The organism is Flavobacterium sp. WC2509, from assembly GCF_052683105.1.
The window spans coordinates 1,736,116-1,761,659 of record NZ_JBQZFG010000001.1; the positions used below are offsets into that span (position 1 = coordinate 1,736,116).

The 25,544-nt window shown below is 33.1% G+C and carries 19 protein-coding genes and 1 riboswitch; of the genes, 6 read left to right on the plus strand and 13 right to left on the minus strand.

Features of this window, described 5'->3' with window-relative positions; genetic code table 11:
- Positions 1 to 44: 44 nt before the first annotated feature.
- The 7 genes from thrA to ACUN3A_RS07260 all read right to left on the minus strand — a co-directional run bounded on the left by thrA (position 45) and on the right by ACUN3A_RS07260 (position 9,802).
- A complete protein-coding gene (thrA, locus tag ACUN3A_RS07230; protein WP_445550637.1) occupies positions 45 to 2,459 on the minus strand; it encodes a bifunctional aspartate kinase/homoserine dehydrogenase I in 2,415 nt (804 codons plus the stop codon).
- A 211-nt stretch (positions 2,460 to 2,670) separates the two neighbouring features.
- Positions 2,671 to 3,642: an alpha/beta fold hydrolase gene (locus ACUN3A_RS07235; protein ID WP_445550638.1), complete on the minus strand. Its 972-nt coding sequence runs from the start codon at positions 3,640 to 3,642 to the stop codon at positions 2,671 to 2,673.
- Between the two features lie 70 nt (positions 3,643 to 3,712).
- Positions 3,713 to 3,820: riboswitch (SAM riboswitch) on the minus strand.
- Between the two features lie 235 nt (positions 3,821 to 4,055).
- The gene (locus tag ACUN3A_RS07240) at positions 4,056 to 4,265 is read right to left on the minus strand and encodes a hypothetical protein (RefSeq protein WP_445550639.1); all 210 of its coding nucleotides are present in this window, start codon (positions 4,263 to 4,265) and stop codon (positions 4,056 to 4,058) included.
- Positions 4,266 to 5,079: 814 nt separating this feature from the next.
- Entirely contained in the window at positions 5,080 to 6,294 is a 1,215-nt protein-coding gene (locus ACUN3A_RS07245; RefSeq protein WP_445550640.1) for a sterol desaturase family protein, read from the minus strand.
- Positions 6,295 to 6,313: 19 nt separating this feature from the next.
- A complete protein-coding gene (locus ACUN3A_RS07250; RefSeq protein ID WP_445550641.1) occupies positions 6,314 to 7,420 on the minus strand; it encodes an aspartate kinase in 1,107 nt (368 codons plus the stop codon).
- Entirely contained in the window at positions 7,407 to 8,408 is a 1,002-nt protein-coding gene (locus ACUN3A_RS07255) for an alpha/beta fold hydrolase (RefSeq protein ID WP_445550642.1), read from the minus strand. The genes ACUN3A_RS07250 and ACUN3A_RS07255 overlap by 14 nt, the downstream gene beginning before the upstream one ends.
- Positions 8,409 to 8,506: 98 nt before the next feature.
- Positions 8,507 to 9,802 carry an O-acetylhomoserine aminocarboxypropyltransferase/cysteine synthase family protein gene (locus ACUN3A_RS07260; RefSeq protein WP_445550643.1) on the minus strand — a complete coding sequence of 432 codons (1,296 nt, stop codon included), beginning with the start codon at positions 9,800 to 9,802 and terminating at the stop codon, positions 8,507 to 8,509.
- Positions 9,803 to 10,693: 891 nt separating this feature from the next.
- Between ACUN3A_RS07260 and metK the strand changes: the two genes are divergently transcribed.
- Together metK and ACUN3A_RS07270 are read left to right on the plus strand one after the other, a co-directional pair.
- Complete coding sequence (gene metK / locus ACUN3A_RS07265) at positions 10,694 to 11,944, plus strand: methionine adenosyltransferase (RefSeq protein ID WP_445550644.1); 1,251 nt, start codon at positions 10,694 to 10,696, stop codon at positions 11,942 to 11,944.
- A gap of 257 nt (positions 11,945 to 12,201) precedes the next feature.
- A complete protein-coding gene (locus ACUN3A_RS07270; protein WP_445550645.1) occupies positions 12,202 to 12,816 on the plus strand; it encodes a deoxynucleoside kinase in 615 nt (204 codons plus the stop codon).
- Between the two features lie 81 nt (positions 12,817 to 12,897).
- Here the strand turns inward: ACUN3A_RS07270 and ACUN3A_RS07275 are convergent, their stop codons facing one another.
- From ACUN3A_RS07275 to ACUN3A_RS07300, 6 genes are all read right to left on the minus strand, one after another.
- The gene (locus ACUN3A_RS07275) at positions 12,898 to 15,480 is read right to left on the minus strand and encodes a sodium-translocating pyrophosphatase (protein ID WP_445550646.1); all 2,583 of its coding nucleotides are present in this window, start codon (positions 15,478 to 15,480) and stop codon (positions 12,898 to 12,900) included.
- Between the two features lie 106 nt (positions 15,481 to 15,586).
- Complete coding sequence (locus ACUN3A_RS07280; RefSeq protein ID WP_445550647.1) at positions 15,587 to 16,441, minus strand: T9SS type A sorting domain-containing protein; 855 nt, start codon at positions 16,439 to 16,441, stop codon at positions 15,587 to 15,589.
- Between the two features lie 65 nt (positions 16,442 to 16,506).
- The gene (locus tag ACUN3A_RS07285) at positions 16,507 to 17,037 is read right to left on the minus strand and encodes an inorganic diphosphatase (RefSeq protein ID WP_445550648.1); all 531 of its coding nucleotides are present in this window, start codon (positions 17,035 to 17,037) and stop codon (positions 16,507 to 16,509) included.
- Positions 17,038 to 17,151: 114 nt separating this feature from the next.
- The gene (locus ACUN3A_RS07290; protein WP_445550649.1) at positions 17,152 to 17,754 is read right to left on the minus strand and encodes a DNA-3-methyladenine glycosylase family protein; all 603 of its coding nucleotides are present in this window, start codon (positions 17,752 to 17,754) and stop codon (positions 17,152 to 17,154) included.
- Positions 17,755 to 17,911: 157 nt separating this feature from the next.
- Positions 17,912 to 20,431 carry a DUF5686 family protein gene (locus ACUN3A_RS07295; RefSeq protein ID WP_445550650.1) on the minus strand — a complete coding sequence of 840 codons (2,520 nt, stop codon included), beginning with the start codon at positions 20,429 to 20,431 and terminating at the stop codon, positions 17,912 to 17,914.
- A gap of 43 nt (positions 20,432 to 20,474) precedes the next feature.
- Positions 20,475 to 21,452 carry a pyruvate dehydrogenase complex E1 component subunit beta gene (locus tag ACUN3A_RS07300; RefSeq protein ID WP_315251735.1) on the minus strand — a complete coding sequence of 326 codons (978 nt, stop codon included), beginning with the start codon at positions 21,450 to 21,452 and terminating at the stop codon, positions 20,475 to 20,477.
- Positions 21,453 to 21,979: 527 nt separating this feature from the next.
- Between ACUN3A_RS07300 and ACUN3A_RS07305 the strand changes: the two genes are divergently transcribed.
- The 4 genes from ACUN3A_RS07305 (at position 21,980) to ACUN3A_RS07320 (ending at position 25,541) form a co-directional block, all read left to right on the plus strand.
- Positions 21,980 to 22,726 (plus strand): electron transfer flavoprotein subunit beta/FixA family protein, encoded by a 747-nt coding sequence (locus tag ACUN3A_RS07305; RefSeq protein ID WP_445550651.1) that lies wholly within the window; start codon positions 21,980 to 21,982, stop codon positions 22,724 to 22,726.
- A 121-nt stretch (positions 22,727 to 22,847) separates the two neighbouring features.
- Positions 22,848 to 23,816 carry an electron transfer flavoprotein subunit alpha/FixB family protein gene (locus tag ACUN3A_RS07310; protein WP_445550652.1) on the plus strand — a complete coding sequence of 323 codons (969 nt, stop codon included), beginning with the start codon at positions 22,848 to 22,850 and terminating at the stop codon, positions 23,814 to 23,816.
- 160 nt (positions 23,817 to 23,976) lie between these two features.
- Positions 23,977 to 24,594 carry a bifunctional nuclease domain-containing protein gene (locus tag ACUN3A_RS07315; RefSeq protein WP_445550653.1) on the plus strand — a complete coding sequence of 206 codons (618 nt, stop codon included), beginning with the start codon at positions 23,977 to 23,979 and terminating at the stop codon, positions 24,592 to 24,594.
- A 95-nt stretch (positions 24,595 to 24,689) separates the two neighbouring features.
- The gene (locus ACUN3A_RS07320) at positions 24,690 to 25,541 is read left to right on the plus strand and encodes a thymidylate synthase (protein WP_445550654.1); all 852 of its coding nucleotides are present in this window, start codon (positions 24,690 to 24,692) and stop codon (positions 25,539 to 25,541) included.
- Positions 25,542 to 25,544 lie beyond the last annotated feature (3 nt).

Sequence of the window (25,544 nt, forward strand, 5' to 3'; positions counted from 1 at the left end):
ACTTTTATTGCTTTATAATCTGAAAATCTGCAATCTAAAATCTTCTATCCTTTATCCGATAATCTCAAAATATCTCCAAAAACCCCCCTCGCTGTTACTGCAGATCCTGCTCCAGCTCCTTGAATTACAATTGGCCTGTCTCCATAAGATTCTGTATAAATTTCGAAGAACGAATCCGATCCTTTCAATCCGCCAAGAGCAGTATCTTTTGGTACTGAAACTAGTTTCACCTCTAAATCTCCTTTATCATTTTGCAAATCTCCAGACAATTCTCCAATGTATCTCAATACATGATTTGGTTGTTGTTCCGCTTTTATTTTATCATAAATAGGATCAAATTCCTTCAATTTATTCAAGAAATCAGAAACCTCTCCTTCACGTAAATGCTCTGGAATTAAATTCTGAATCGAAATCTCTTCAAATTCATTTTGCAAGTCCAATTCTCTTGCCAAAATCAATAATTTTCTACCAACATCATTTCCACAAAGGTCTTCTCTTGGATCTGGCTCTGTATAACCGTTATCGATAGCTTCTTTTAATATTTCGCTAAATGGAACATCTTTCGCAGAGAAATTATTAAACAAATAACTCAATGTTCCTGAGAAAACTCCTTTTATCTTAGTAATATTTTCACCTGAAAGGTGTAATAATTTTATCGTATCAATCAAAGGCAAACCTGCACCAACATTGGTTTCATACAAATACGTTTTTTGATTCTGCTCCAATACCTGTCTCAACTGTTTATAGAAATCATAACTCAAAGTATTAGCTACTTTATTTGATGAAATTAAGTCGAAACTATTTTCAGCCAATTTGATATAATTTTCAACAAAAGCAGTACTTGCAGAATTATCAATAGCAATCAAATTCTCTAAGTGATTGTCATTTGCATAAGCAATAACATCATCAATTGTATAAGAAGCACCATTGGTTTGAATTTCATTTTTCCAATTTGGCGAAACACCATTTTTGTTCAAAAGCACACTCTTAGAATTGGCAATTGCAAAAACATTCAGTTTAACGCCTTTACGTTTTTCAATAGCATTTTGTGATTCTAAAATTTGATTAATCAATGTTCCTCCAACTAGTCCGTGACCAAATATCGCGATATTGATTTTTTTAGAAACTCCAAAAATCTCACCATGAATCACGTTCAAGGCTTTGTTCAGTTCTTCTTTTTTAACCACCAGACTCACGTTTTTACCCGTAACGGTGTTATTGAAAAGAATCGGAACAATTTTATTTTTGATTAAAGCCGTATACGGTTTATGAAACGTACTCAAATCCTGTCCGATAATCGAAATCACCGAAACATTATCCGTTACCGAAATTTTATTAACGTCTTTAGAATAAAAATCATTTTCAAATTCTTTCTCTAATTCAATCATTGCTTTTGTAGCTTGGTCAGCATTTACTACAAGCCCAATTCCACGTTCAGAAGAACCTTGCGAAATAATACTCACACTAATATCATTATCGCCCATTACTCTAAAAATACGAGCATCAACCCCTGTTTTTCCAAGTAATCCTCTTCCTTCCAGATTCACCAAAGCCACATTTTCAAGAACCGAAAGCGTTTTAATTCCTTCTTTATCTGCATGAGATGTAATTAAAGTTCCTTGATTTTCGTGATTAAACGTATTCAAAATACGAAGCGGAATATTTTTTTCCAACAAAGGAATAATAGTTTTCGCATGCAAAATTGTTGCTCCAAAATTGGCCAACTCATTCGCTTCATTAAACGATAATTGGTCAATTTTTTTGGCATCCAAAACTAAATCAGGATTAGCAGTATAAATACCATCAACGTGTGTATAATTTTGAAGTTCTTTAGCATCCAAGTAATTAGCTAGTAAAGAAGCCGTATAATTACTACCGTTTCTCCCCAGCGTCGTAGCTTCATTTTTACTATTAGAACCTATAAAACCAGTCACAACATTTACCGTTGAACCATTGTTTTCTTTAAAATAAGCGATAACATTTTTCTTCGAAAGTTGTTCTACAGGCTGTGCATCACCATAGTTTGAATCCGTTTTAATCAACTCTCTAGTGTCGGTAAAGCGAGCATTTATCCCTTTCTGAGTTAAAATAGCAGTAAGCAATTTAGCCGAAATCAATTCTCCTTTTGAAAGCACCTCATCTTTAATCTTCACACTATAGTCTCCAATTAAACTCACACCTTCAAAAAGTTTTTCCAGTTTATTGAACTCCACAGACAAATCCACATCAGCATAAACATCTTGCTGATAACGTTTAAAATCTTCAAAAAGGGTTTTGTAATCTCCATTTTTAGAAGCCAAAGCCAATATTTTTTCCAATTCATCCGTAGCATTTCCACGTGCCGAAACTACCACCGCAATTTGTTCACCTGCATTTACTTTACTCTCAATAATTGCGATCACTTTATTGATTCCGTCTCCGTTTGACAAAGACTTTCCTCCAAATTTTAATATCTTCATTATCTTATTTTTTAAAGTCAAAATCTCGTTTCAACCATTTTTCATCTCTTTTCTTAAAAGTACATTTTGGGCGTGCCACCATTAGAAAAAGGGGCCAACTCCACTTTGCGCTCATTCGGCCCCTTTCCCTAATGCTGTCGGGCTATCCGCGCTACTTCGGTAGCTAGCTTCTATCCCTCACGCGACCGGTGTGACCCAAACTTTATATTTCCTAAACAAAAACCTCTTTTAGAAAACTGTCTAATTGTTTATATTCAATCAAAAAAGCATCATGTCCATGAATCGAATCAATCTCTTGAAACGTCACATTGTCTTTATGCTTTTTCAATGTTTCGTAAGTTTCTTTATTCTCTTTTACCGTAAAAAACAAATCCGAATTAATTCCGATAATATGAATATCAGCTTCTATTTTTGATGCAACTGCGATAAAAGACTCTCTATCTCTAGCAATATCAATTGTCTTCAGCAATTGATTCATTAACTTATATGCCGAAAGCTGAAAACGTTTTTGTAATTTCTCACCATGATGATTCAGCCAACTTTCGATATTAAAAATCGCTAAATCTTCGTTTATTGTACGGTCAAATTTCGCTTTAAAAGATTCCGGAGTTCGGTAACACAACATTGCGTGAATACGAGCATCCTCTATTGGCTTAGCCGAATTTTTCAAAATTTGTTCTTGCAAAAAACAATTGGCAATCAACCAATCTGTCGATTTCCAATCCGTAGCAATCGGAATTAAATGCTTTGTAATCTTAGGTTCCAATCCAGCAATTTCCCATGCAATTCCTCCACCAACAGAACCACCAATAATGGCATACAATTGCTCAATTTGAAGTGCTTTTATTCCTTCTATAAAAAGCCTAGCAACATCTCTGGCTGTAAAATCCAAATAATTTTCGATAATAGTATCATCAAAACCATTTCCTGGAACATTAAAAGCCAGTACTGTATATTTATTTGTGTCTATTGTTCTTTTCTCACCAATTAGCACATTCCACCATCCTTTTGAACCCACCACATGTGAATTCCCAGTTAAGGCATGATTCACCAAAACAATAGGTGCTGTATGTAATGCACAGCCAAAAAGCTGATAACTCAAATTAATAGTAGCGTAAAAAACACCACTCTCGGTAGTAAAATTTTGTATTGTAATTGTTGTTGGTTTATTTTCCAATTTCAAATCTTTATTATTTTTTGATTTGTACTGGAAATATTATAAAGAAAGGTAAAAAAACTAGATGCTTTTTTTTCTGTTATCTTTCCACGTTTGGCGTGGTAGAATGCAGCACCTTCTTCGATAAATCGAAGGGTTGCTAAGGCTTCATCGGGTCTAATCCCTCTGCCTTTCTTTATAACATTTCAATACGTTTCTGAACTTAATGATGCAAATTAACTACAATTTTATCAAACGACCAAATAATTATGCAACTCATCTCAGAAGCAATCATTCTTCAATATTAAAAAAATTGCCAAAAATCGCACTTATTCTCACGCATTTCTCTTTATTCAAAAAGAATATGACGTGTTTTTATCAGTGAAATTTTTGGCAAATAATTTTAACCTGAACATTTCCCGAGGTAACTGTCTTATGCTTCAAATAAAAAGAGTTTCATTCTCTTTAGAATACATGTGAAACAACAAAGAATTATTACCTCTTCTCTCTTTCAAATCGAAGTTTTCGTCCACGTCAAATCTTGGGTGATTCAATTCGTTTTTAGGATTGAATGGCTCTATATTTATAGTTTTTGTAATTGTCCTTCTGAACAACTCTACTTTATTTCTGATATATGATATAGTTCTCATGATCTTGTAATTTTATAATTGATTTTTTACTAACGGCTTATATTTATTTTTTTACTCTTTTATTTTTTGTCACTATGAGTTTATTTTCTAAAAAACATCTGGACGCTTTCCCGTTTAATACAACAAAAAAAGGTTGACAAACTGGCTGCGTGTGATACACTTGATTTTATTTTTTTAGAACTCATAATCTTCTTTTTTAACTTTTCAACTTTTACTTTTTCAATAAGACTGTAAAACAAAAAACCCTTTTAGACATATATCCAAAAGGGTTTTAAGTTGTACTATAAACTTATACTTTTGGAATCAACAAATACGGGCAACCATCATGGCATTGACACGCATCATCTTCATTATCTTCTTCGCCTTGCAAATGGTAATCATAACAGTGTCGAGTTGTTGCATATTTAATTATTGTTTAACGTAATCTTATTATTGTTTTAACCTTGAAAAAATGACTTAAAAATGGACTAAAAAAAAAACCTCCCAATAAGTTGAGAGGTTTTGTTATATATTATTTAATTTATGAATAATACTATATATACCTCTCCCTACAGGTTTTCACCTGAATGGCTTGTTTAGACATATTGCATAAATTAAATTTCATTTTCTCTTTTCTTATTTTGTTGAACAAATATCCAAACTTTTTTCCAATTATCCAAACACTAAACGTAAAATTAATGATTAATAAATACTAAGTTAAAACACAAACAACTTAAAAATCAACACTCTATAGGATTTAGACAAATAAATACTGGTAAATTCTTATGTTTTTTAACAAAACTTTCTCATTTATACGCTATTAAATAGCTGAAAATTAGACCGAAAACAGAAAATTTTGATACTTTGAATGTATCGATTGATAAAATAAAACACCTATAACTCCTAGCAATGCGATAATAAAATGCAAATATGGATCTGGGAAAAAAGAAAAACTCAAATAACCAATAATAATACTTCTTAAAAAATCTAGATGAAAAATCCATTTTTTTTGATCCAGCATAGCTCCAGTTGCAATTACACTCAAAATAATAAAAACAGTTATTAAAAAAATATTGAACGCAGTTATAAATTCTGAGAAGAGAATAGTCAAGAATAAAACAATCATTGTCACTATTGTTTTGGCTATAATTGAGTTCGTCAACTTCTTTGAATACTTCACATTAACGTCAACTATTTTTTTAGAAAACTTCCTTTCTAAAAGCGTTCGTATTCTTGCATCAATATCATTTGGTCCTCCAAAAATTACTTTTAATTTCTGTTTTACTGTTTTAGCCATCCTAAAAGCTACTGTTAATTCCAAAACATAATGAAAATGTTGCCATAAAAAACTATAACTCCCCAACGACTTCGTTAATCCATATTTTGGTTCTATAGTTTCTTCCTTAAAAGTTCCAAAAATTTTATCCCATATAATTAACATGTCACCATAATTTTTATCCAAATACTCTGGATTACTGCTATGATGCACTCTATGATGCGATGGCGTAACAATTATGTATTCCAGCCAACCTAATTTTCCAACCAATTGTGTATGTGTAAAAAACGGATACGTTCCATGAATTAACAATAAAACAGTAATCATTTGTGCATTGAAACCAATAATAGGTAAAGCACACCAAAATACGCCTCTGGCAACAGCCTGAAGAACGGTTATTCTAGCCGCAGCCGTGTAATTAAAATCGTCACTTTGATGATGTACAATATGAGATGCCCAAAAAAGATTAACAGTATGCCCAAATCTATGATACCAATACCAAAGCAAATCTGTCGCAAAAAACAAAAGAACCCATGTCGTAACTGTAGGTTCAATTGAAAAGATAGAAAAATTTGCATGTAGCCAAGAAAAAATAAAGAAAAAAGTTCCTGTAGTCAACAGATCGGCAATACGTTCGGCAATTCCGACGTTAAGATTGGCAATACTTTCATTAAAATGATGAAGCTTTTTGTTTTTTCTTATACTAATATAGTATTCCAAAAACATGAATATTGCAAAAAATGGAACTGCAAGAGCTATATAATTTAATTTCATTGGGTATTTTTTATTTGCTTTAGAGCCAAATTGTTTCTTTTAATTTTATTTTTTCACTTACTTTTAGAATATCTATAAGAATTCCTCTGGCGATGGTTTCCGACTTTTTTTCTGAATTGTCTCCACGAACAATAATTGGATTATTACCTCTAGATTGAGTATAAATTTCATAGACTGTTTCGGTATCTTTTAATTGACCAATAGCAGAAGATATAGGCTCTGAAACCAATTTGACTTCAAGTCTGTTTTCTGGAATAGAAATCTCTCCAACATATCGTAATACCTCACCTTCTGGCTGAATAATTTTGCCAACTTCAAAATCTTTATCCAACACAGTTGCATTGGATAAAAATCCGGACTTGAGATTTGACTCTTCCAAACGATGTGATAAAAGCGACGTAATTTCTACATCCAAAAACTCGGTTTCTTTTCCCAATTCTCTTGCTAAAACCAATAATTTCTTAGCTACTCCAATTCCCGAAAGCTCTTCTTTAAAATCAGCTTTTAACAACCCTTTTTTATCTGCATCCTTTAGTACACTCGAAAAAGGCAAATCTTTTGATGAAAATGTATTAAAAATATAGCTCAGTGAATCTGAAAAAACACCTCTAATTTTAGTTATTTTTTCTCCTGAATAGTACAAGTCTTTTATAATTTGTAAAACTGGAATTCCTGCGTCAATATTAGTTTCATACAAAAAAGTCTTATCAAACTTTTTTAGATTTCTTCGTATTTCTTTATAAAAATCAATGTGCAATACGTTTGCGCTTTGATTGGCCGCCACAATATCAAATTCGCTTTGTATAAAAGGAATATAATGCTTTACTAATTCTGAACTATTTGTAGCGTCTACTACTATTACATTCTCTAGCTCATTATTTTTGGCAAATTCAATAATATCCGCTATCGTAAAAGGAAATGCTAATTGAGTAAAATTAGCCTCCCAACTATTTTTGACTCCTTCTTTTTCAAAAAAGGCCAAAGTAGAATTGGTTATTATAGGAAAGCGCAAATCAATATTTCTATTTTCTAGAAAAAATTGCTGACTCTCAATCACTTGATTTATCAATGCGCTCCCCACATTTCCAATTCCAAAAAGGATAACATTTATTCTAAGCGCTTGCATAGAGATGTTGTTTACTAAAGTTAAAAATTGGCTTTAAAATATCTGATAACTGATTAAATTCAATCAAATAGGCATCATGACCATGAATAGATTGGATTTGGTGATAAAAAACATTTTGCTTTTTATTCGTCAATTCTCTGTAGGTTTTACGAGTTTCCTCGGCAATAAACAAATAATCGGTATCTACAGTTACAAGATGAATATTAGCTTCAATGGCATTAGCAACTGTTAAAAAATCAGGTCTATTTCTAGTAATATCAATTGTTTTTAGCAAATGATTCATCAATTTGTAAGCCGCCAATCGGTATCTGTTCTTCAATTCAAAACCATGATCGAGTAACCAGTTCTCAATTTTCAAAACTGACAATTCATCTAATTTGCTTCTTTTAAATCTTTGATTAACATATTCTGGAGTCCTATATAATAGTGTCGCATGCAAACGAGCATCTACAACTGGATCATCAGAGTGATTTAAAATTTGGTCTTGGATTAAAACATTTGCAATAACCCAATCAGTAGCTTTCCAATCTGTTGCAATTGGAATAAGATTATCAATTTTATCAGGTTGTAAAGCGGCCATTTCCCATGCTATAGCTCCACCTAAGCTTCCACCAATAACAGCATAAACGTTTTTTACTTTTAAATAAAACAAACCTTCCCAAAAGATTCTGGCAATATCACGAATACTAAAATCACGATAATTATCTATCAAATTATCAACATTGTCATCAAATCCATTTCCAGGAATATTAAACGCAATGACTGTGAAATAGTCAGTATCGATTGCTTTATTTTCACCAACAATGCCACTCCACCATCCTTTTTCTCCAATAACCCTAGAATTTCCAGTCAAAGAATGATTAACAACTACAATAGGCGCACTGCCCAATGGTCTTCCATAAACATGATAAAACAAAGGAAGATACTGCTTTTGTTTTCCGATCTCTAAATCAAAATTAAAGAGATCTATTTTTTCTAAATTTTCCATTTTTAGTACTTTTTTAAAATTATTATAAAAAAACTACCTTAGCCTAAACTAACAATCCTAAATGCTAAGGCAGTTTCAACTAACACAAAATAATTTCATTATGATGCTAATTGCGGTGTTTTGATGGTTTCAAAAACTGCTTTCAAATCTGCTTTTAAATCTTCTACATCCTCAAGTCCAACTGACAATCGAATTAAATCTTTAGTAACTCCAGCAGTAATTTGCTCCTCATCAGACAATTGTTGATGTGTGGTGCTGGCAGGATGAATGATTAGGGATTTGGTATCACCAATATTGGCTAGTAATGAAAACAACTTGGTGTTATCTGCCACTTTTTTGGCGGCTTCAAAACCAGCTTTTAAACCAAAAGTTACAACTCCGCTCTGTCCTTTTGGCAAATATTTTTGCACTAGGACATAATACTTACTCGATTTTAAACCTGGATAGTTTACCCAAGCCACCTCATCTTGAAGCTCTAACCATTGTGCTAATGCCAAAGCATTTTCACTATGTCTTTTAATACGAATTTCTAAAGTTTCTAGCCCTTGAATAATTTGAAACGCATTAAATGGACTCAAAGCTGCTCCAAAATCTCGCAACCCTTCGATACGCGCTTTAGCAATAAAAGCTGCGGCCCCTAATGTTTGATGATAAACTAAACCATGGTATCCTATAGAAGGCTCCGTAAATTCAGGGAATTTTCCATTGGACCAATCAAATTTTCCGGCATCAATAATTACTCCTCCCAAAGCAGTTCCATTTCCTGAAATATATTTGGTCAAAGAATGAACCACAATATCAGCACCATGCTCAATCGGATTTAATAAATAAGGAGAAGCAACTGTATTGTCAACTATAAAAGGAACTTTATAAGCTTTTGCTTCTAGTGAAATTGCTTTTAAATTCAGCACATCCAATTTTGGATTTCCTAAACTTTCTACAAAAAAAGCTCTTGTATTTGTTTTGGCTGCACGAGTAAAGTTTTCTGGATCTGTAGCATCTACAAAAGTGGTAGTAATTCCTAATCGCGGCAGTGTTACTTTTAATAAATTATAGGTTCCCCCATACAAACTGCTAGAAGCTACAATATGATCACCAGCTTTAAGCAACACCAACAACGCAGTCGATATTGCCGATGCTCCAGAAGCAGTAACTACGGCTCCAATTCCTCCTTCTAGAGTGGCTAATCGTTTTTCTAAAATGTCATTTGTTGGGTTATTTAGTCTTGTATAAATATATCCTTCTTCAGCAAGACCAAATAAATTGGCTGCATGATCTGAATTATTAAATACATATGAAGATGTTTGATAAATTGGTACTGCTCTGCTTCCACCGTTTTTAGTTACGTCGTGTCCTGCGTGTAATGCGTTTGTTGCGAATTTTTGTGTGCTCATAATTTTAGTTTTTTAGATGTTTTGAATTTTATTTTATTAGTATAAAAATTGAATTATTTATATGAAAAGATTTCCATTTTCAGCTGAATACATTTGCGAAAACAAGGAGTTCACAGTATTAGAATGCAATCCATGCTTTAGCTTATTGAGTTTCGTCTTTTGGATAGGAAATAAACCATTTGCGTTTCTTGAAACAATTGTTCTTATTATTTTATATAGTGTTTTCATGATTCTTTAATTTAAGTTGTGAAATAAAAAAGCCCTTTCGGATGGCTACCAAAAGGGCTAATAATTAAACTAGACACGAAGATTAAATCTTACACTTTCAGCAATAGGGAACTGGGATGCACATACACATCATACAACAATTCATTGATTTATTTTTTACTGGTTTCATCCTATATTCTTATTTAATAATTCTTTTTAAAACAATTGAAGCCTCTGTTGTAGCAGAGGCTTCAATTGTTTTTTAATTTTTTTACAATTTAAACAATGCTACGCTCTGCAGAAATTTTCCACATTCTACAACATATATTACACATCATCAACTTCATTATGTTTCTTTTTCTTGGAGCAAATTTGCAAACTATTTTTGAATCCACCAAGGAAAAATCGATTTATTTTATAAATTCTATAGAATTAGTATAGTTTGTTAATTTCCTCTTAATTAAATAAAAAAAGTAAAAGAATAATTTGCAATTCAAAATGGTTTCATACCTTTGCACCCGAATACAAGAGGAAAAATTTGAACTGATTGCAACCTCTTCATAATGAAACGAATTCATTATGAGTGCTGAAAAATTTTCAGTATAAAAAATGCTAAAGCAGAAACTCTCCTTTAGCATTTCCTGCAATTATTTTCCTCGATTAATTTTAAAATTTATATTTATTATGGCTTATTTATTTACGTCAGAATCTGTAAGTGAGGGACACCCAGACAAAGTTGCAGATCAGATTTCGGATGCATTAATTGATAACTTTTTGGCATTTGATGCTGAATCAAAAGTAGCTTGTGAGACGTTAGTAACTACTGGTCAAGTAATCTTGGCAGGTGAAGTAAAATCGGACACTTACTTAGACGTACAACAAATTGCTCGTGATGTAATTCGTAAAATTGGTTATACCAAAAGTGAATATATGTTTGAAGCAAACTCTTGCGGTATCCTTTCTGCTATTCATGAACAATCTGCAGATATTAATCAAGGGGTTGACAGAGCAAGTAAAGAAGAACAAGGAGCTGGAGATCAAGGAATGATGTTTGGTTATGCAACTAATGAAACTGAAAATTACATGCCTTTGGCACTTGATTTATCTCATAAATTATTGCAAGAATTAGCTATATTGAGACGTGAAAATAATGAAATCACTTATTTACGTCCTGATGCAAAATCACAAGTTACTTTAGAATATAGCGATGATAACAAACCTACTCGTATTGATGCTATTGTAATTTCTACACAACACGACGATTTTGATGAAGAAGCTACTATGCTTGCTAAAATCAAAAAAGACATCATCGATATATTGATCCCAAGAATCATTGCGAAAAATCCTACTCACGCACATTTATTCAATGACAAAATTCAATACCATATTAACCCAACAGGGAAATTCGTAATTGGAGGTCCTCACGGAGATACTGGATTGACAGGAAGAAAAATCATCGTTGATACTTACGGTGGAAAAGGAGCTCACGGTGGTGGTGCTTTCTCTGGAAAAGATCCAAGTAAAGTTGATAGAAGCGCTGCTTATGCAACACGTCATATTGCTAAAAATCTTGTTGCAGCTGGTGTTGCTGATGAAATTTTAGTTCAAGTTTCGTATGCAATTGGAGTTGCAAAACCAATGGGAATCTTTATTGATACTTACGGAACATCTAAAGTTAATTTGACTAATGGTGAAATTGCGAAAAAAGTAGAAGCTATTTTTGACATGCGTCCTTACTTCATCGAACAACGTTTGAAATTAAGAAATCCTATCTATAGTGAAACTGCTGCTTACGGACACATGGGACGTACTCCTGAAACTGTAACCAAAATTTTCTCTGCTCCTGGTGGATTAACAAAAACAGTTACTGTTGATTTATTTACTTGGGAAAAATTAGATTTCGTAGATCAAGTAAAAGCTGCTTTTGGATTGTAAAAATCTAAAACAAATTTTATATACAAAACCATTCGGCAATCGAATGGTTTTTTTTTGAATACAAGTCATGCCATAAAAAACGATACACAAAAAATATCATCTTCTCTTTATTTATGCTGTTCTCTATTTGCTTTTCAAAATTGTTTAAATCCTAAAGTTAATATTTAAAAAACGTTCGTTAAATACCTTTGCTAAAACCAAATTTTAGCTATTTTTACAATCTTGTAAAGTATGAATTATAAAATCGCAACATCGTAATGCACATAGCTATAGCTGGAAACATAGGTTCAGGAAAAACAACATTAACCCGTTTGCTAGCCAAACATTTTAAATGGGAACCCCATTTTGAAGAAGTAGTAGACAATCCTTATCTTGATGATTTTTACCATCAAATGGAACGCTGGTCTTTTAATTTACAAATCTATTTCTTGAATAGCCGTTTTCGTCAAGTAATGCAAATTCGTGAAAGTGGTAAAAAAATCGTTCAGGACAGAACAATTTATGAAGATGCTCATATATTTGCTCCCAACCTGTATGCTATGGGATTAATGACTAGCCGCGATTTTGAAAATTATTCTTCACTTTTTGAGTTAATGGAATCTCTTGTCAAAGCTCCTGATTTGTTAATCTACTTAAGAAGTTCAATTCCTAACTTAGTCGGACAAATTCATAAACGTGGACGCGAATACGAAAACACCATTTCTATTGACTATTTAAGCCGACTTAACGAGCGTTATGAAGCTTGGGTTCAAACCTATAAGAAAGGAAAAATCATGATCATAGATGTAGATAATATCAATTTTGTTGATAATCCTGAAGATTTAGGAAATATCATTAATCGTATTGATGCGGAATTGAATGGATTGTTTTAATGTTCAATCATTCTTCTATTTAGATAAATAAAAATGCCTCGAAAATTTCAAGGCATTTTTTATTTAATATTTGAATGATTATTATTCCAAAGCATCAATCTGTGCTTGTACCTCAGCATCTGTTCCTTGAAATTGTTTAACAACTTCCATTCCATTTACTGTAGTGGTAACCGTAGCAGTTACTTTTCCATTCAAATTTGTTTTTTCAATTCTGATTTCACGATCCATTGACTTTGCTTTTTTGGCACAGCAAGCTTTCCCTTTTGGAGCAATAAATTTTCCGTCTTTATCGTAATGAGACAAACACTTTTCTTTTTCCTCAGGAGAACATTTTAGACTATCACACATTTTTGCACATTCCTCTTTCGTCATTTTTGCACATTTGGACATGTCACATTTACCCATCATCATAGCTCCTTCGCCCATATGACATTCTTTCATTTTGATTTCTTTCATATGACAAGAGCTAGCACCTTCAATAGTACTACTTCCATTTCCTAAAATTGGAGCCATTACCAATCCGATTAAACACGTTAACTTAATCAAAATATTCATTGATGGTCCAGAAGTATCTTTAAATGGATCTCCAACAGTATCACCAGTAACAGCTGCTTTGTGAGCATCCGATCCTTTATACGTCATCTCTCCATTAATCATAACTCCAGCCTCAAAAGATTTTTTAGCATTATCCCAAGCACCACCAGCATTGTTTTGAAAAACTGCCCAAAGCACACCTGAAACAGTAACTCCAGCCATATAACCTCCTAACATTTCGGCGATTAACTGATTGTTATCTCCGTATACCAATTTACCCAAAAGTACAATAGCAATTGGAAAACCTATTGTTAAAACACCTGGCAACATCATTTCGCGTAAAGCAGCCTTAGTCGAAATATCTACACATTTTGCGTATTCTGGTTTTCCAGTACCTTCCATAATTCCTGGAATCTCTTTGAACTGTCGACGTACTTCGTACACCATATCCATCGCTGCTTTTCCTACTGAATTCATTGCCAAAGCCGAGAAAACTACAGGAATCATCCCTCCAACAAATAACATCGCCAATACAGGCGCTTTGAAAATATTAATTCCGTCAATACCCGTAAAAGTTACATACGCCGCAAATAAAGCTAAAGACGTTAAAGCCGCCGAAGCAATAGCAAAGCCTTTTCCAGTTGCAGCCGTTGTATTCCCTACTGAATCCAAAATATCAGTTCTAGTACGCACTTCTTTTGGCAATTCGCTCATTTCGGCGATTCCTCCAGCATTATCAGATATAGGTCCAAAAGCGTCAATTGCTAATTGCATTGCTGTAGTTGCCATCATTGCTGAAGCTGCTAATGCTACACCATAAAATCCTGCCAATGCATAAGAAGACCAAATCGCTGCCGCAAACAATAATACTGTTGGAAAAGTAGAAATCATTCCTGTTGCCAAACCTGCAATTACATTTGTTCCTGCGCCTGTACTCGATTTTTGAACAATAGCCATTACAGGTTTTGTTCCTAAACCTGTATAATATTCGGTTACCGATGAAATAGCACCACCTACAACTAAACCAATCAGCGTTGCATAAAAAACACGCATAGATGAAATGTCTTTTGATCCTTCACCAAAGAAAGACATGCTCATAGTTTCTGGAAGCATATATTGAACTAAGAAATAACAAGAGATCGCAGTTAAAACAATAGAAACCCAGTTCCCAATATTCAATGCTTTTTGAACTTGAGCTTCTTTGGCATTCTCATCAGTAATTTTAACTAGCATGGTACCAATTATAGAAAACAAAATTCCAAAACCTGCAATTGCCATTGGTAATAAAATTGGTCCAATTCCGCCAAAAGCATCTTGAATATTTCCGCCCATATCTTTTATTACATAGTTTCCAAGAACCATAGCTGCCAAAACGGTTGCAACATACGATCCAAATAAATCGGCTCCCATTCCTGCAACGTCCCCTACATTATCTCCTACGTTATCTGCGATTGTAGCAGGATTACGAGGGTCATCCTCTGGAATTCCTGCTTCTACTTTACCTACTAAATCGGCACCTACATCGGCAGCTTTAGTATAAATCCCTCCACCCACACGAGCAAACAAAGCAATTGATTCAGCCCCGAGAGAAAAACCTGCCAAAGTTTCTAGAACAACGGTCATGTCTTCAGTCGAAGTCCATTGTCCGTTCATGAATATTCTGAAAAAAAGAATAAAAAAACCGGTTAAACCTAAAACAGCTAAACCAGCTACACCTAATCCCATTACAGTTCCACCGCCAAAAGACACTTTCAAAGCTTGTGGTAAACTAGTACGTGCAGCCTGAGTAGTTCTTACATTGGTTTTTGTTGCAATTTTCATCCCCATATTCCCTGCCAATGCAGAAAAAAATGCTCCGAACACAAATGCAACTACTATTAATATATTTGTCTTAACTCCTGGTAAAAAAGTAATACCTGCTAATACAACACTTGCAATTAACACAAAGACAGCCAACAATCGGTATTCTGCCTTTAAGAAAGCCAAAGCTCCCTCATAAATATAATCTGATATCTCTTTCATTTTACCATCACCCGAATCCTGCTTTAAAACCCAAGATCTTTTGATAGCCATAAAAACAAGCCCTATTAGCGCCATAATAATCGGCACATAAATCATAATTGCATTCATAATTTTAAAGTAGTTTTGGTTAATAGTCAACGAACTAAACGAATTTAAACAAAAAAGCAATACTCCTAACGAAATATTGCTTTATTAATAAAAAAAATGCTTTATATTAGTTTTTAATCACTTTTGCAATCGAGCTACCTTCATTAGAATTTATTTTAAACAAATATATTCCTGGCGTAAAATGATCAATCTTTATTCTATTAGAAGTTTTATGTAACTTTTGAGTCAATAACTTTCTTCCATTAATATCAGAAATTTCTAAACTAGCATTATCTAATTCTTTTGCCTCAATAGTTACCTCACTGGTCGCAGGATTTGGATAAAGACTAATTTTTGAACTTAAATCAAAATCATCTAAACCTAAAATCGGAGTACTTACCTTAATCGAATTAATACTATGATTTGTTGCAGACTGATTTCCTAAATATCCTCCAGAAGTTATGTAAAAACGTACTTCATCAACATTATTAAATGTAGCATTTAAAACAATTGTCATAGGAGTAAAACTAACACTATTATATCCGTTAAAAGTCATTGAAGCTACTTCTATACCATTTCTAAATCCTTTTACAGTATTAGTAAAGGATGCCGACTCACCCCAATTCAAATAAGCAAATTGATTAAGATCAAATTCACTACCGCTTACTGATTTGATTGCCATCCCTTTTGAACCTGAATTGTTTTCGCAAGTTAAACCTGTGTATGAACCAGCAAAATAAAAACCAGTGCCTTGCCAAGATAAAGGCGTTGCAAATGTTCCATTGGCATCTGAGATATTATAAATTTGAATATCAATATCTGATATATTTATTGAACCACCTTCACCATCGGTAGCCCTATTATCTGTTGAAATTCCAGTATTACTAGTGAAATTTAAAACGGGAGCTGAACTAAGTGTTTGTGCAAAAGCAAATTTAAAACTAAAAATTGCTATTAAAATAAAAAAGTAGTTTTTCATCATATTATAAAAATTTAAGTTATGGGTAAAAAAAATACTTCTAAAAATAGAAGTATTTTTTATGTTTTTTATTTAATACTAAATAACCCCTCTGGTTTATTTGGAATATCATTAAAACGGTCGGTACATTCTTTGATAATAGCAAATGCTTCGTTTATATCTCCCCAACCTTCTACGTCTACAACTTTGTTCTCCAAATCTTTGTAAACTTGGAAAAAATGCTCAATTTCCTTTAATAAGTGTGGATTGATATCAGAAAGGTTTTCCAATGAATTCCAGATAGGATCTGAAACTGGTACACAGATTATTTTTTCATCTGGACCTTTATCATCAGCCATGTGAAAAACTCCAATAGGTTTTACTTCAATTACACAACCAGGAAAAGTTGGTTCGTTTATCAAAACCAAAACGTCTAACGGGTCACCATCTAAAGCTAAAGTTTCTGGAATAAAACCATAATCAGCTGGATACATCATAGAAGAGAATAGCATTCTATCAAAACGCATTCTTTTTATTTCAAAATCGTATTCGTATTTATTTCTACTTCCTCTCGGTATCTCAATTAATACATCAAAAGTTTTTATTTTGTCTGCAGTCATTCTTTTTTGTTTTATCTTTCTTAATTTACTAACGATTGCAAAAGTAATCAAACAATACTTTTTTGCAATAAAAAACAACAATTATAACGATAAAGTTTACGTAAGTTTAAATTTTTAATACACAATTGTTCTTTTTCGCTTTTTTAAATAATAGTGCCAAAGCAAAAAAGTAGCATAAGAACGATAAGGACTCCAATTAATAGTGTGGAATTCCATACTTTCTTTATCATGAATATCAAGTAATTCTTTTATGGTATTCACTACTGCGATATCTCCCAATGGCAACAAATCAGGCTCTTGTAAACAAAACATCAAATAAATATCTATTGTCCAATTGCCTATTCCTTTAATTTTAATGAGTTCTTCACGTACTTGCTGTGCTGATTTTTGAGGCAGACTTTCTAAATCTATTTCTTTATTTAAAATAGCTGATGACAATGCTTTTATATAGGTAGCTTTTTGTCGGCTTACACCAAAGGCCCTAAACTCTTCTTCGGAAACTGCAACCAATAATTCGGGTTTGAATGTGGAATGCGCTTCTTTTATTTTTAAAAAAGTAGCTTTGGCAGAATCTATTGAAACTTGTTGTTCTAAAATTAACAATACCAAAGTTTCAAAACCTTGTGGCCTTTTGGGAATTGTTGGCAATCCATATTTTTCAATGATATCAAAAAATATTGGACTTTTGGATGATAAATGGTCTATGGCTTCTTGCATGGTTTGTTTGTTTTTTAGCCCAGATAAAATGAAAAGCCTTATGAAAAAAACTGCTAATTTTTGTGAAAGTAAAAAAGCGACCAAAGGAAGCTCTTTTTACTTTTTACAAAAATAGCAGTTTTTGAATAAGCTTGTAATGAATAGCTGGAAATAGCTCCTAAAAATAAAAACCAACCGATGCTTTTACAGCAAATTTATTAGCATTTGGCACGTCGAGATAGCCACCTCTCCAAGAAAAATCCAAACGGAATATCTTGAAAATATTTCCTATTCCTGCATTGTATTCCCAATACACATTCTCTGGTGCGATGTATTCTAAGCCCGAAGCATTTATAGCTTTATTGGCGTCACTTACGGTTCCGTAAACACCTTTTACACCTATAATTTCTCTCCAATTAAGTTTTCGTAAAAAAGGAACTCTAGCAAACAATCTTCCATTGAAATCGTGATACCATTGTAAAGTTGCATATTTATCGGTAACAAATTCGTAATAGTTAAGATTACTAAAAGTGTTTTCGATAGTAAAAAAAGTTTGATTCCCAGGCACTATACTCATTAAACCTAGAGGAACTGCACCAAAAGTTTTCCCAAGTTCTAAAATTAAATTGGTACGACCAAGAGGACCTATAACGATGGGTTGTTTATAATAAAGTTCGAGCTTTTTATAATTAAAATCGCTATTAAAGACTCCTTTATATCCCTGACTATAATTAACAAAGACGGTTGTATAAGGACTATTGGCAATACTTCTTTCAACTCCATAAGCAATGGTTCGTCGATTAGGCGTCCACTCTGCCTGAATATTAAACTCAGATTGCGTGGTAGTGCTTTTTACTACTCCATCTGGGTTTGTTGCAGTGGGTAAAGTGGTATAATAATCTAAACTAAAAACAGGTGATGCTGATTCTAATGTCTTATACGAAACTCCCGTTTGGAACGTTAGATTTTTTATGGGTTCTATAGCAACATAGACATTGGTTAGTCCTATATTGGTCAATTTTCCATTAGATCCTGTCGTAAAAAAAGCAGATGAACCATAATTTCTAGCCAATATATCATTGGTTGTTGTTAATTGAGACCCTAATTGTTCGATGTCTCGCCTGTTTCCCCCAGAGATAATAACTCGATTTTTCTTGTCGACCATCCATTTTCCGGCAAAACCATATTTAAACTTATTGTCTTTCGCGCCATAGGCAATAAATGCTTGTACGCGCCAAGGATCATTAGGGCCAAAGTAGGTTCGCGCCCCAAGTCGTGTTTTAAAACCTTCGACTTCATTATAACCAAAGGTGGAAAAAATGGGTCCGAAATCATAATTACCATAATTGACATAACCACTCGCCAGCATCGTTACCAAACTGGTGATTTGCTTAAAGGCATTGACTGTTTTTAATGTGTCGAGCATTTTATAAACACCTTGCTCGTCTTTGGTTAATTTCTCAAAACGATTCTCCTCCCAATATTCATCGCTTTTTTTATAGATTTCGTTGTCTACAAAATTGACTTCCTCTTTGTAGAATTTCTCAGGTTTTGGAATGTTGAATTTATGATTTTGATAATAAGTGGTTCGCTTCCCATATACACCTTTTGATTTTTCGTTCTTATTCAGGGCAAAATCAGACATCAAATAATCCTTTGTCAAAAGAAAAACAGAATCACTTAAAACTTCAAATTCTTGTTCTACATAAATATCTTTTACCCAGTTGATGTTGGCGCTTTTGGTAACCGCCATATTGATTCTCTTGATGGCAAATGTGGTATCATTTACCCAAAAATCTCCTTTGAAAGTCAATTCATTTTTTCGTCTTGGATAAAAAACAATATTATAACACCATTTTTTATCAATAAACGCACTGTCCTTTAGCACATAATTATATACATCTATTCCTGTCCTAGAAAGCGGACTCGTAAAGCTTTTGTCAAATAAAGCGATGTAGTTATTATATATATTGTAGTCTGAATATAAATCTTTAATGAATGATAAAATTTGTTGATTCCCCTCAAAACCAGAAGTTTTATTGGCTTTTGTAATCTCTTTAACTTTGGCTATTTTATTATCACCATAAACATCTACCAATGCTTCATTAATAAAAATAGGTAAGTATGTTTTTCCCGTAACTTTAGAAGTATCAACGTGGTCAAATATGAATTCCATGCCTTTAAAAATCTTTTGTTTTCTATAGGCGCTATCAATAGAATTGATATCAAATTCTACTTTCTCATATTTCTCCATTTGGTATTGAGCAAACTGGTACAATCCATTTTTACGCTTTTTCTCCCAAATTTTTCGAAGAATATCAAGTGCAGGATTGTTCTTTTTGGAAGTTTTTCCAGTAAAAATCACTACCTCTTTCAACGATTGTTGTTCACTTAGTTCAATAGTAAAATTATAATTAACTGCTTTGGGAAGCTCAACTTCTTTATCAGCAAAACCAACCGAACTAATTACCAATGTGGTATAAGAATTTGGAGACTCTATATAAAATCTTCCATCTTCATTAGTAACAATACCTATACTCGAATTTTTAAAAACAACATTAGCAAAAGGAACAGGTTGTTTAAGTTTATCTACAACAATACCACTCACTTTTGTTTGAGCCAAAATGGAGCTGGTTGCTATAAAAATTAATACGATAATGGCTAATGTTTTCTTCATAATAATAAAAAAAAGCTTCATCAAAATTACAATTGATGAAGCTTTTTAAATAGTTATACTTTAATTATTTGTATAAAACTTTCTTAACTGCTTTCACAACATCAGTTGCATTTGGCAACCATTCTTTCAACAATACTGGAGAATATGGTGCTGGAGTATCAGCAGTAGTGATACGTTGAATTGGTGCATCAAGGAAATCAAAAGCTTGCTCCTGAACAAGGTAAGCAATCTCAGATGACACACTTGCAAAAGGCCAAGCCTCTTCAAGAATTACCAATCTATTTGTTTTTCTAACTGAAGTTAAAATCGCTTCATTATCCATTGGACGAACAGTTCTTAAGTCGATAATTTCGCATGAAATCCCTTCTTTTGCTAATTCATCAGCTGCTATATAAGCTTCTTTAATAATTTTTCCAAAAGAAACGATTGTTACATCAGTTCCTTCTCTTTTGATATCAGCAACTCCAATTGGAATAGTATATTCACCATCTGGCACTTCACCTTTATCACCATACATTTGCTCTGATTCCATGAAAATAACTGGGTCATTATCACGAATAGCCGATTTTAATAAACCTTTGGCATCATAAACATTTGATGGAACTACCACTTTTAAACCTGGAGTATTTGCAAACCAGTTTTCGATAGCTTGAGAGTGAGTCGCACCCAATTGACCAGCCGAAGCAGTTGGTCCACGAAAAACGATAGGCACGTTAAACTGACCACCTGTCATTTGACGCATTTTAGCTGCGTTATTAATAATTTGATCAATACCTACCAAACAAAAGTTGAAAGTCATATATTCAACAATCGGACGACAACCATTCATTGCCGATCCTACTGCAATACCAGTAAAACCAAGTTCAGCAATAGGTGTATCAATTACTCTTTTTTCACCAAATTCAGCTAGCATTCCTTTAGATGCTTTATAAGCACCATTGTATTCTGCTACCTCTTCACCCATTAAGTATATGGACTCATCGCGACGCATTTCTTCACTCATTGCTTCACAAATGGCCTCTCTAAATTGTATCGTTCTCATATTTATATAGTCTGTGTGTAATTTTTAGAAATGCAAAAATAATTATTTTAAATTACTTAAAGGCATAAACTGATTTAAAATAACAAGGTTTTATACTATTGTTTTATTTAGAAGCTTTTTACTTCATCAGTTCGTTTCTCTGGCCCCTACTATCAGCTATATTTTCTGTGACAAATACCTTTACAGGAATGATTTCGCAATTATTTTGTACTATCGGCGCTTTAAAAACATATTTTTCTAAAAAATCTTAATTTCAAACTTTAAAAAAATAATTAATCCTTATTTTATTCAAAAACATTTATTTCACTTGCAATTCATTTCGAAACATCCAGGCATTGATCACAATTAACTATAATTCACAAAATTTAGCTGATTAATTATAAAAACTTTGATTAAAAGCAATCATAAAGCAATATAAGCTACGAAATCGTAATAGTTATAAATAATATTATGCACGCATAGTAAATTATTCAATTTATTATTTTAAATTTGTCAGAGAAAAAAAGAATTTAATATATATTATAGTTATGAAAATATTAGTTTGCATCAGTCACGTTCCTGATACTACATCAAAAATCAACTTCACTAACGGAGACTCTGAGTTTGACACCAATGGAGTTCAATATGTAATAAACCCAAACGATGAATTTGGTCTAACACGCGCTATTTGGTTTCAAGAGCAACAAGGTGCTACAGTAACTGTTGTTAATGTTGGAGGACCAGAAACCGAACCTACTTTAAGAAAAGCATTGGCAATTGGTGCCAACGAAGCAATCCGCGTCAATGCTAACCCAACTGATGGTTTTTTTGTTGCTAAACAATTAGCCGAAGTAATTAAAAACGGAGGATACGATATTATAATTGCCGGAAAAGAATCATTAGATTATAATGGTGGAATGGTTCCTGGTATGATTGCAGGGATTTTAGGTTACAACTTTTTAAATTCTTGTACAGCCATTACTGTTGATGGAGCTAATGTTACTGCTGTTCGCGAAATTGATGGCGGAAAAGAAACAGTAGCTACAACTTTACCATTAATTATTGGTGGACAAAAAGGATTAGTTGAAGAAAAAGACCTTCGCATTCCAAACATGAGAGGAATTATGACTGCAAGAACAAAAGTATTAACAATCCTTGAACCAGTTGATGCTGCAGTAAATACCAAAGCGGTAAAATTTGAAAAACCAGCTCCAAAATCAGCAGTAAAATTAGTCTCAGCAGATAATTTGGATGAATTAATCAATTTATTACACAACGAAGCGAAAGTAATTTAAGAATTAGATTGCTGATTGAAGATTAACGATTTTTGATTGCTGATGGCAAAAAATCTTTAATCTCTAGTCTTATTTCTAAAATCTAAAATCACAAGTCTAAAATCTAAAATCACAAATCATCATGTCAATATTAATATATGCAGAATCTGCAGAAGGAAAATTTAAAAAAGTAGCATTGGAATTAGCTTCTTATGCAAAAAAAGTAGCCGAATCATTAGGAACAACCGTTACAGCAGTGACTGTAAATACTGGTGACATTTCTGAATTATCAAAATATGGAGTCGATAAGGTTTTAAAAGTAAACAACGATAAACTAACAGGTTTTACTGCCAAAGCATACGCTGATGTCATCAAACAAGCTGCTCAAAAAGAAGCTACTAAAATAGTTTTGTTATCATCTACAACAGATAGTATTTACTTAGCACCATTAGTTTCAGTTGCATTAGAGGCGGGTTATGCTTCAAATGTTGTTGGTTTACCCGTGAGTACTTCACCGTTTCAAGTAAAAAGAAATGCTTTTTCAAACAAAGCGTTCAATATTACCGAAATCAATACTGATATAAAAGTATTATCAATTGGTAAAAACTCTTATGGAATCTTTGAAAACGCTTCATCATTAACTGAAGAAGATTTTAACCCAACTATCGGAGATACTGATTTTGGAGTAAAAGTGGCATCAGTAGAAAAAGTATCAGGAAAAGTTTCAATTGCTGATGCTGACATTGTAGTATCTGGTGGACGCGGTCTTAAAGGTCCTGAAAACTGGGGAATGATTGAAGAATTAGCTGGCGTTCTTGGAGCTGCAACAGCTTGTTCAAAACCAGTATCTGATTTAGGATGGAGACCTCACGGAGAACACGTAGGACAAACCGGAAAACCAGTAGCAACTAATCTATACATCGCTATTGGAATCTCAGGAGCGATTCAACATATTGCAGGGATTAACTCCTCTAAAGTAAAAGTAGTTATTAATAGTGACCCAGAAGCTCCTTTCTTCAAAGTAGCCGATTATGGAGTGGTTGGAGATGCATTCGAAATTGTACCTCAACTAATCGCTAAATTTAAAGCTTTTAAAGAGCAACAATCCTAATATTTAATTTCTCATATAATTAAGCTACCTAAAAATAAGATAATTGTATCTTTGCTTTAGGTAGCTTTTTTGTTCCATTAATTTTGATTAAAATTGCACTTTATTTAAAACCAGAAAAGACACAATTAATAAAGTACTTTGTACTTCCCATTATACCAACATGAGCTTAGTTAAATTATCTATAAAAGGAATTTCATACAGTCAAACTCAAAATGGCGCTTATGCGTTAATTTTAAATGAGGTTGACGGGGAAAGAAAATTACCTATCGTCATCGGAGCATTTGAAGCTCAATCTATTGCAATTGCTTTAGAAAAAGAAATCAAACCGCCTCGCCCTTTGACTCACGATTTGTTTAAGAACTTTGCAGAACGTTTTGACATTGTTGTAAAACAAGTAATTATTCACAAACTAGTCGATGGTGTTTTTTATTCTAGCATCATTTGCGAAAGAGATAAAATCGAAGAAATCATTGACGCTCGAACTTCTGATGCCATAGCTTTAGCCATTCGATTTAATGCGCCTATTTTTACTTATAAAAACATATTGGATAAAGCTGGAATATTTTTGAAAGCAAATCCACTAGAAAGCGAAGCTTCAACTGAAATAGACGATATTCTTTCGAATCCGGAAACGTTTGGAACTAACGAGAGCAACGAATCGGGCAATACGTATTCCAACCATAGTTTACAGGAATTAAACGAATTACTAGCTCAAGCAGTAGAGCATGAAGATTATGAAAAAGCGGCTAAAATCCGCGATGAAATTTCTAAAAGATAATTATTTTAAAATAGTTTAATCGGTAATTTGTTTAATCGTTTATGGTTAAGCAAATCGACAAATTAACGATTAAACAGTTTAACGATTAAACGCAAATGAAGCAATATCTAGACTTAGTACAACATGTTATGACTAACGGTTGTCAAAAAGGAGATCGAACCGGAACCGGAACAAAAAGCGTATTTGGTTATCAAATGCGGTTTGATTTAAGTGAAGGTTTCCCTATGGTTACCACCAAAAAATTACACCTAAAATCCATTATTTATGAATTACTTTGGTTCTTAAAGGGCGATACTAATATCAAATACCTTCAAGAAAACGGAGTGAAAATTTGGGATGCCTGGGCTGATAATAATGGTGATTTAGGTCCTGTTTATGGACATCAGTGGCGTAATTGGAATAGCGAAGAAATTGACCAAATTTCAGAACTTATTACAGAATTAAAAACAAATCCAAACAGCAGAAGAATGCTTGTTTCGGCATGGAATCCATCTGTATTGCCAGATACTACCAAGTCATTTGAGGAAAATGTAGCCAATAACAAAGCTGCCTTACCTCCTTGTCACGCCTTTTTTCAATTTTATGTAGCTTCGCCTGATGCTTCTAAAAGAGAAACGAAAGGAAAACTTTCATGTCAACTGTATCAACGCAGTGCTGACATATTTCTTGGAGTTCCTTTCAATATTGCATCATACGCTTTGTTAACAATGATGATTGCACAAGTTTGTGATCTTGACGTAGGTGATTTCATCCATACTTTTGGAGATGCTCATATTTACAATAACCATTTTGAGCAATTGGAATTACAACTTAGTCGTGAACCCAAACCACTGCCAAAAATGATTTTAAATCCAAACATAAAAAACATCTTCGATTTTGATTTCGATGATTTTACTTTAGAAGGATATGAGCCACACGCCTTAATAAAAGGCAATGTAGCTGTATAAAAC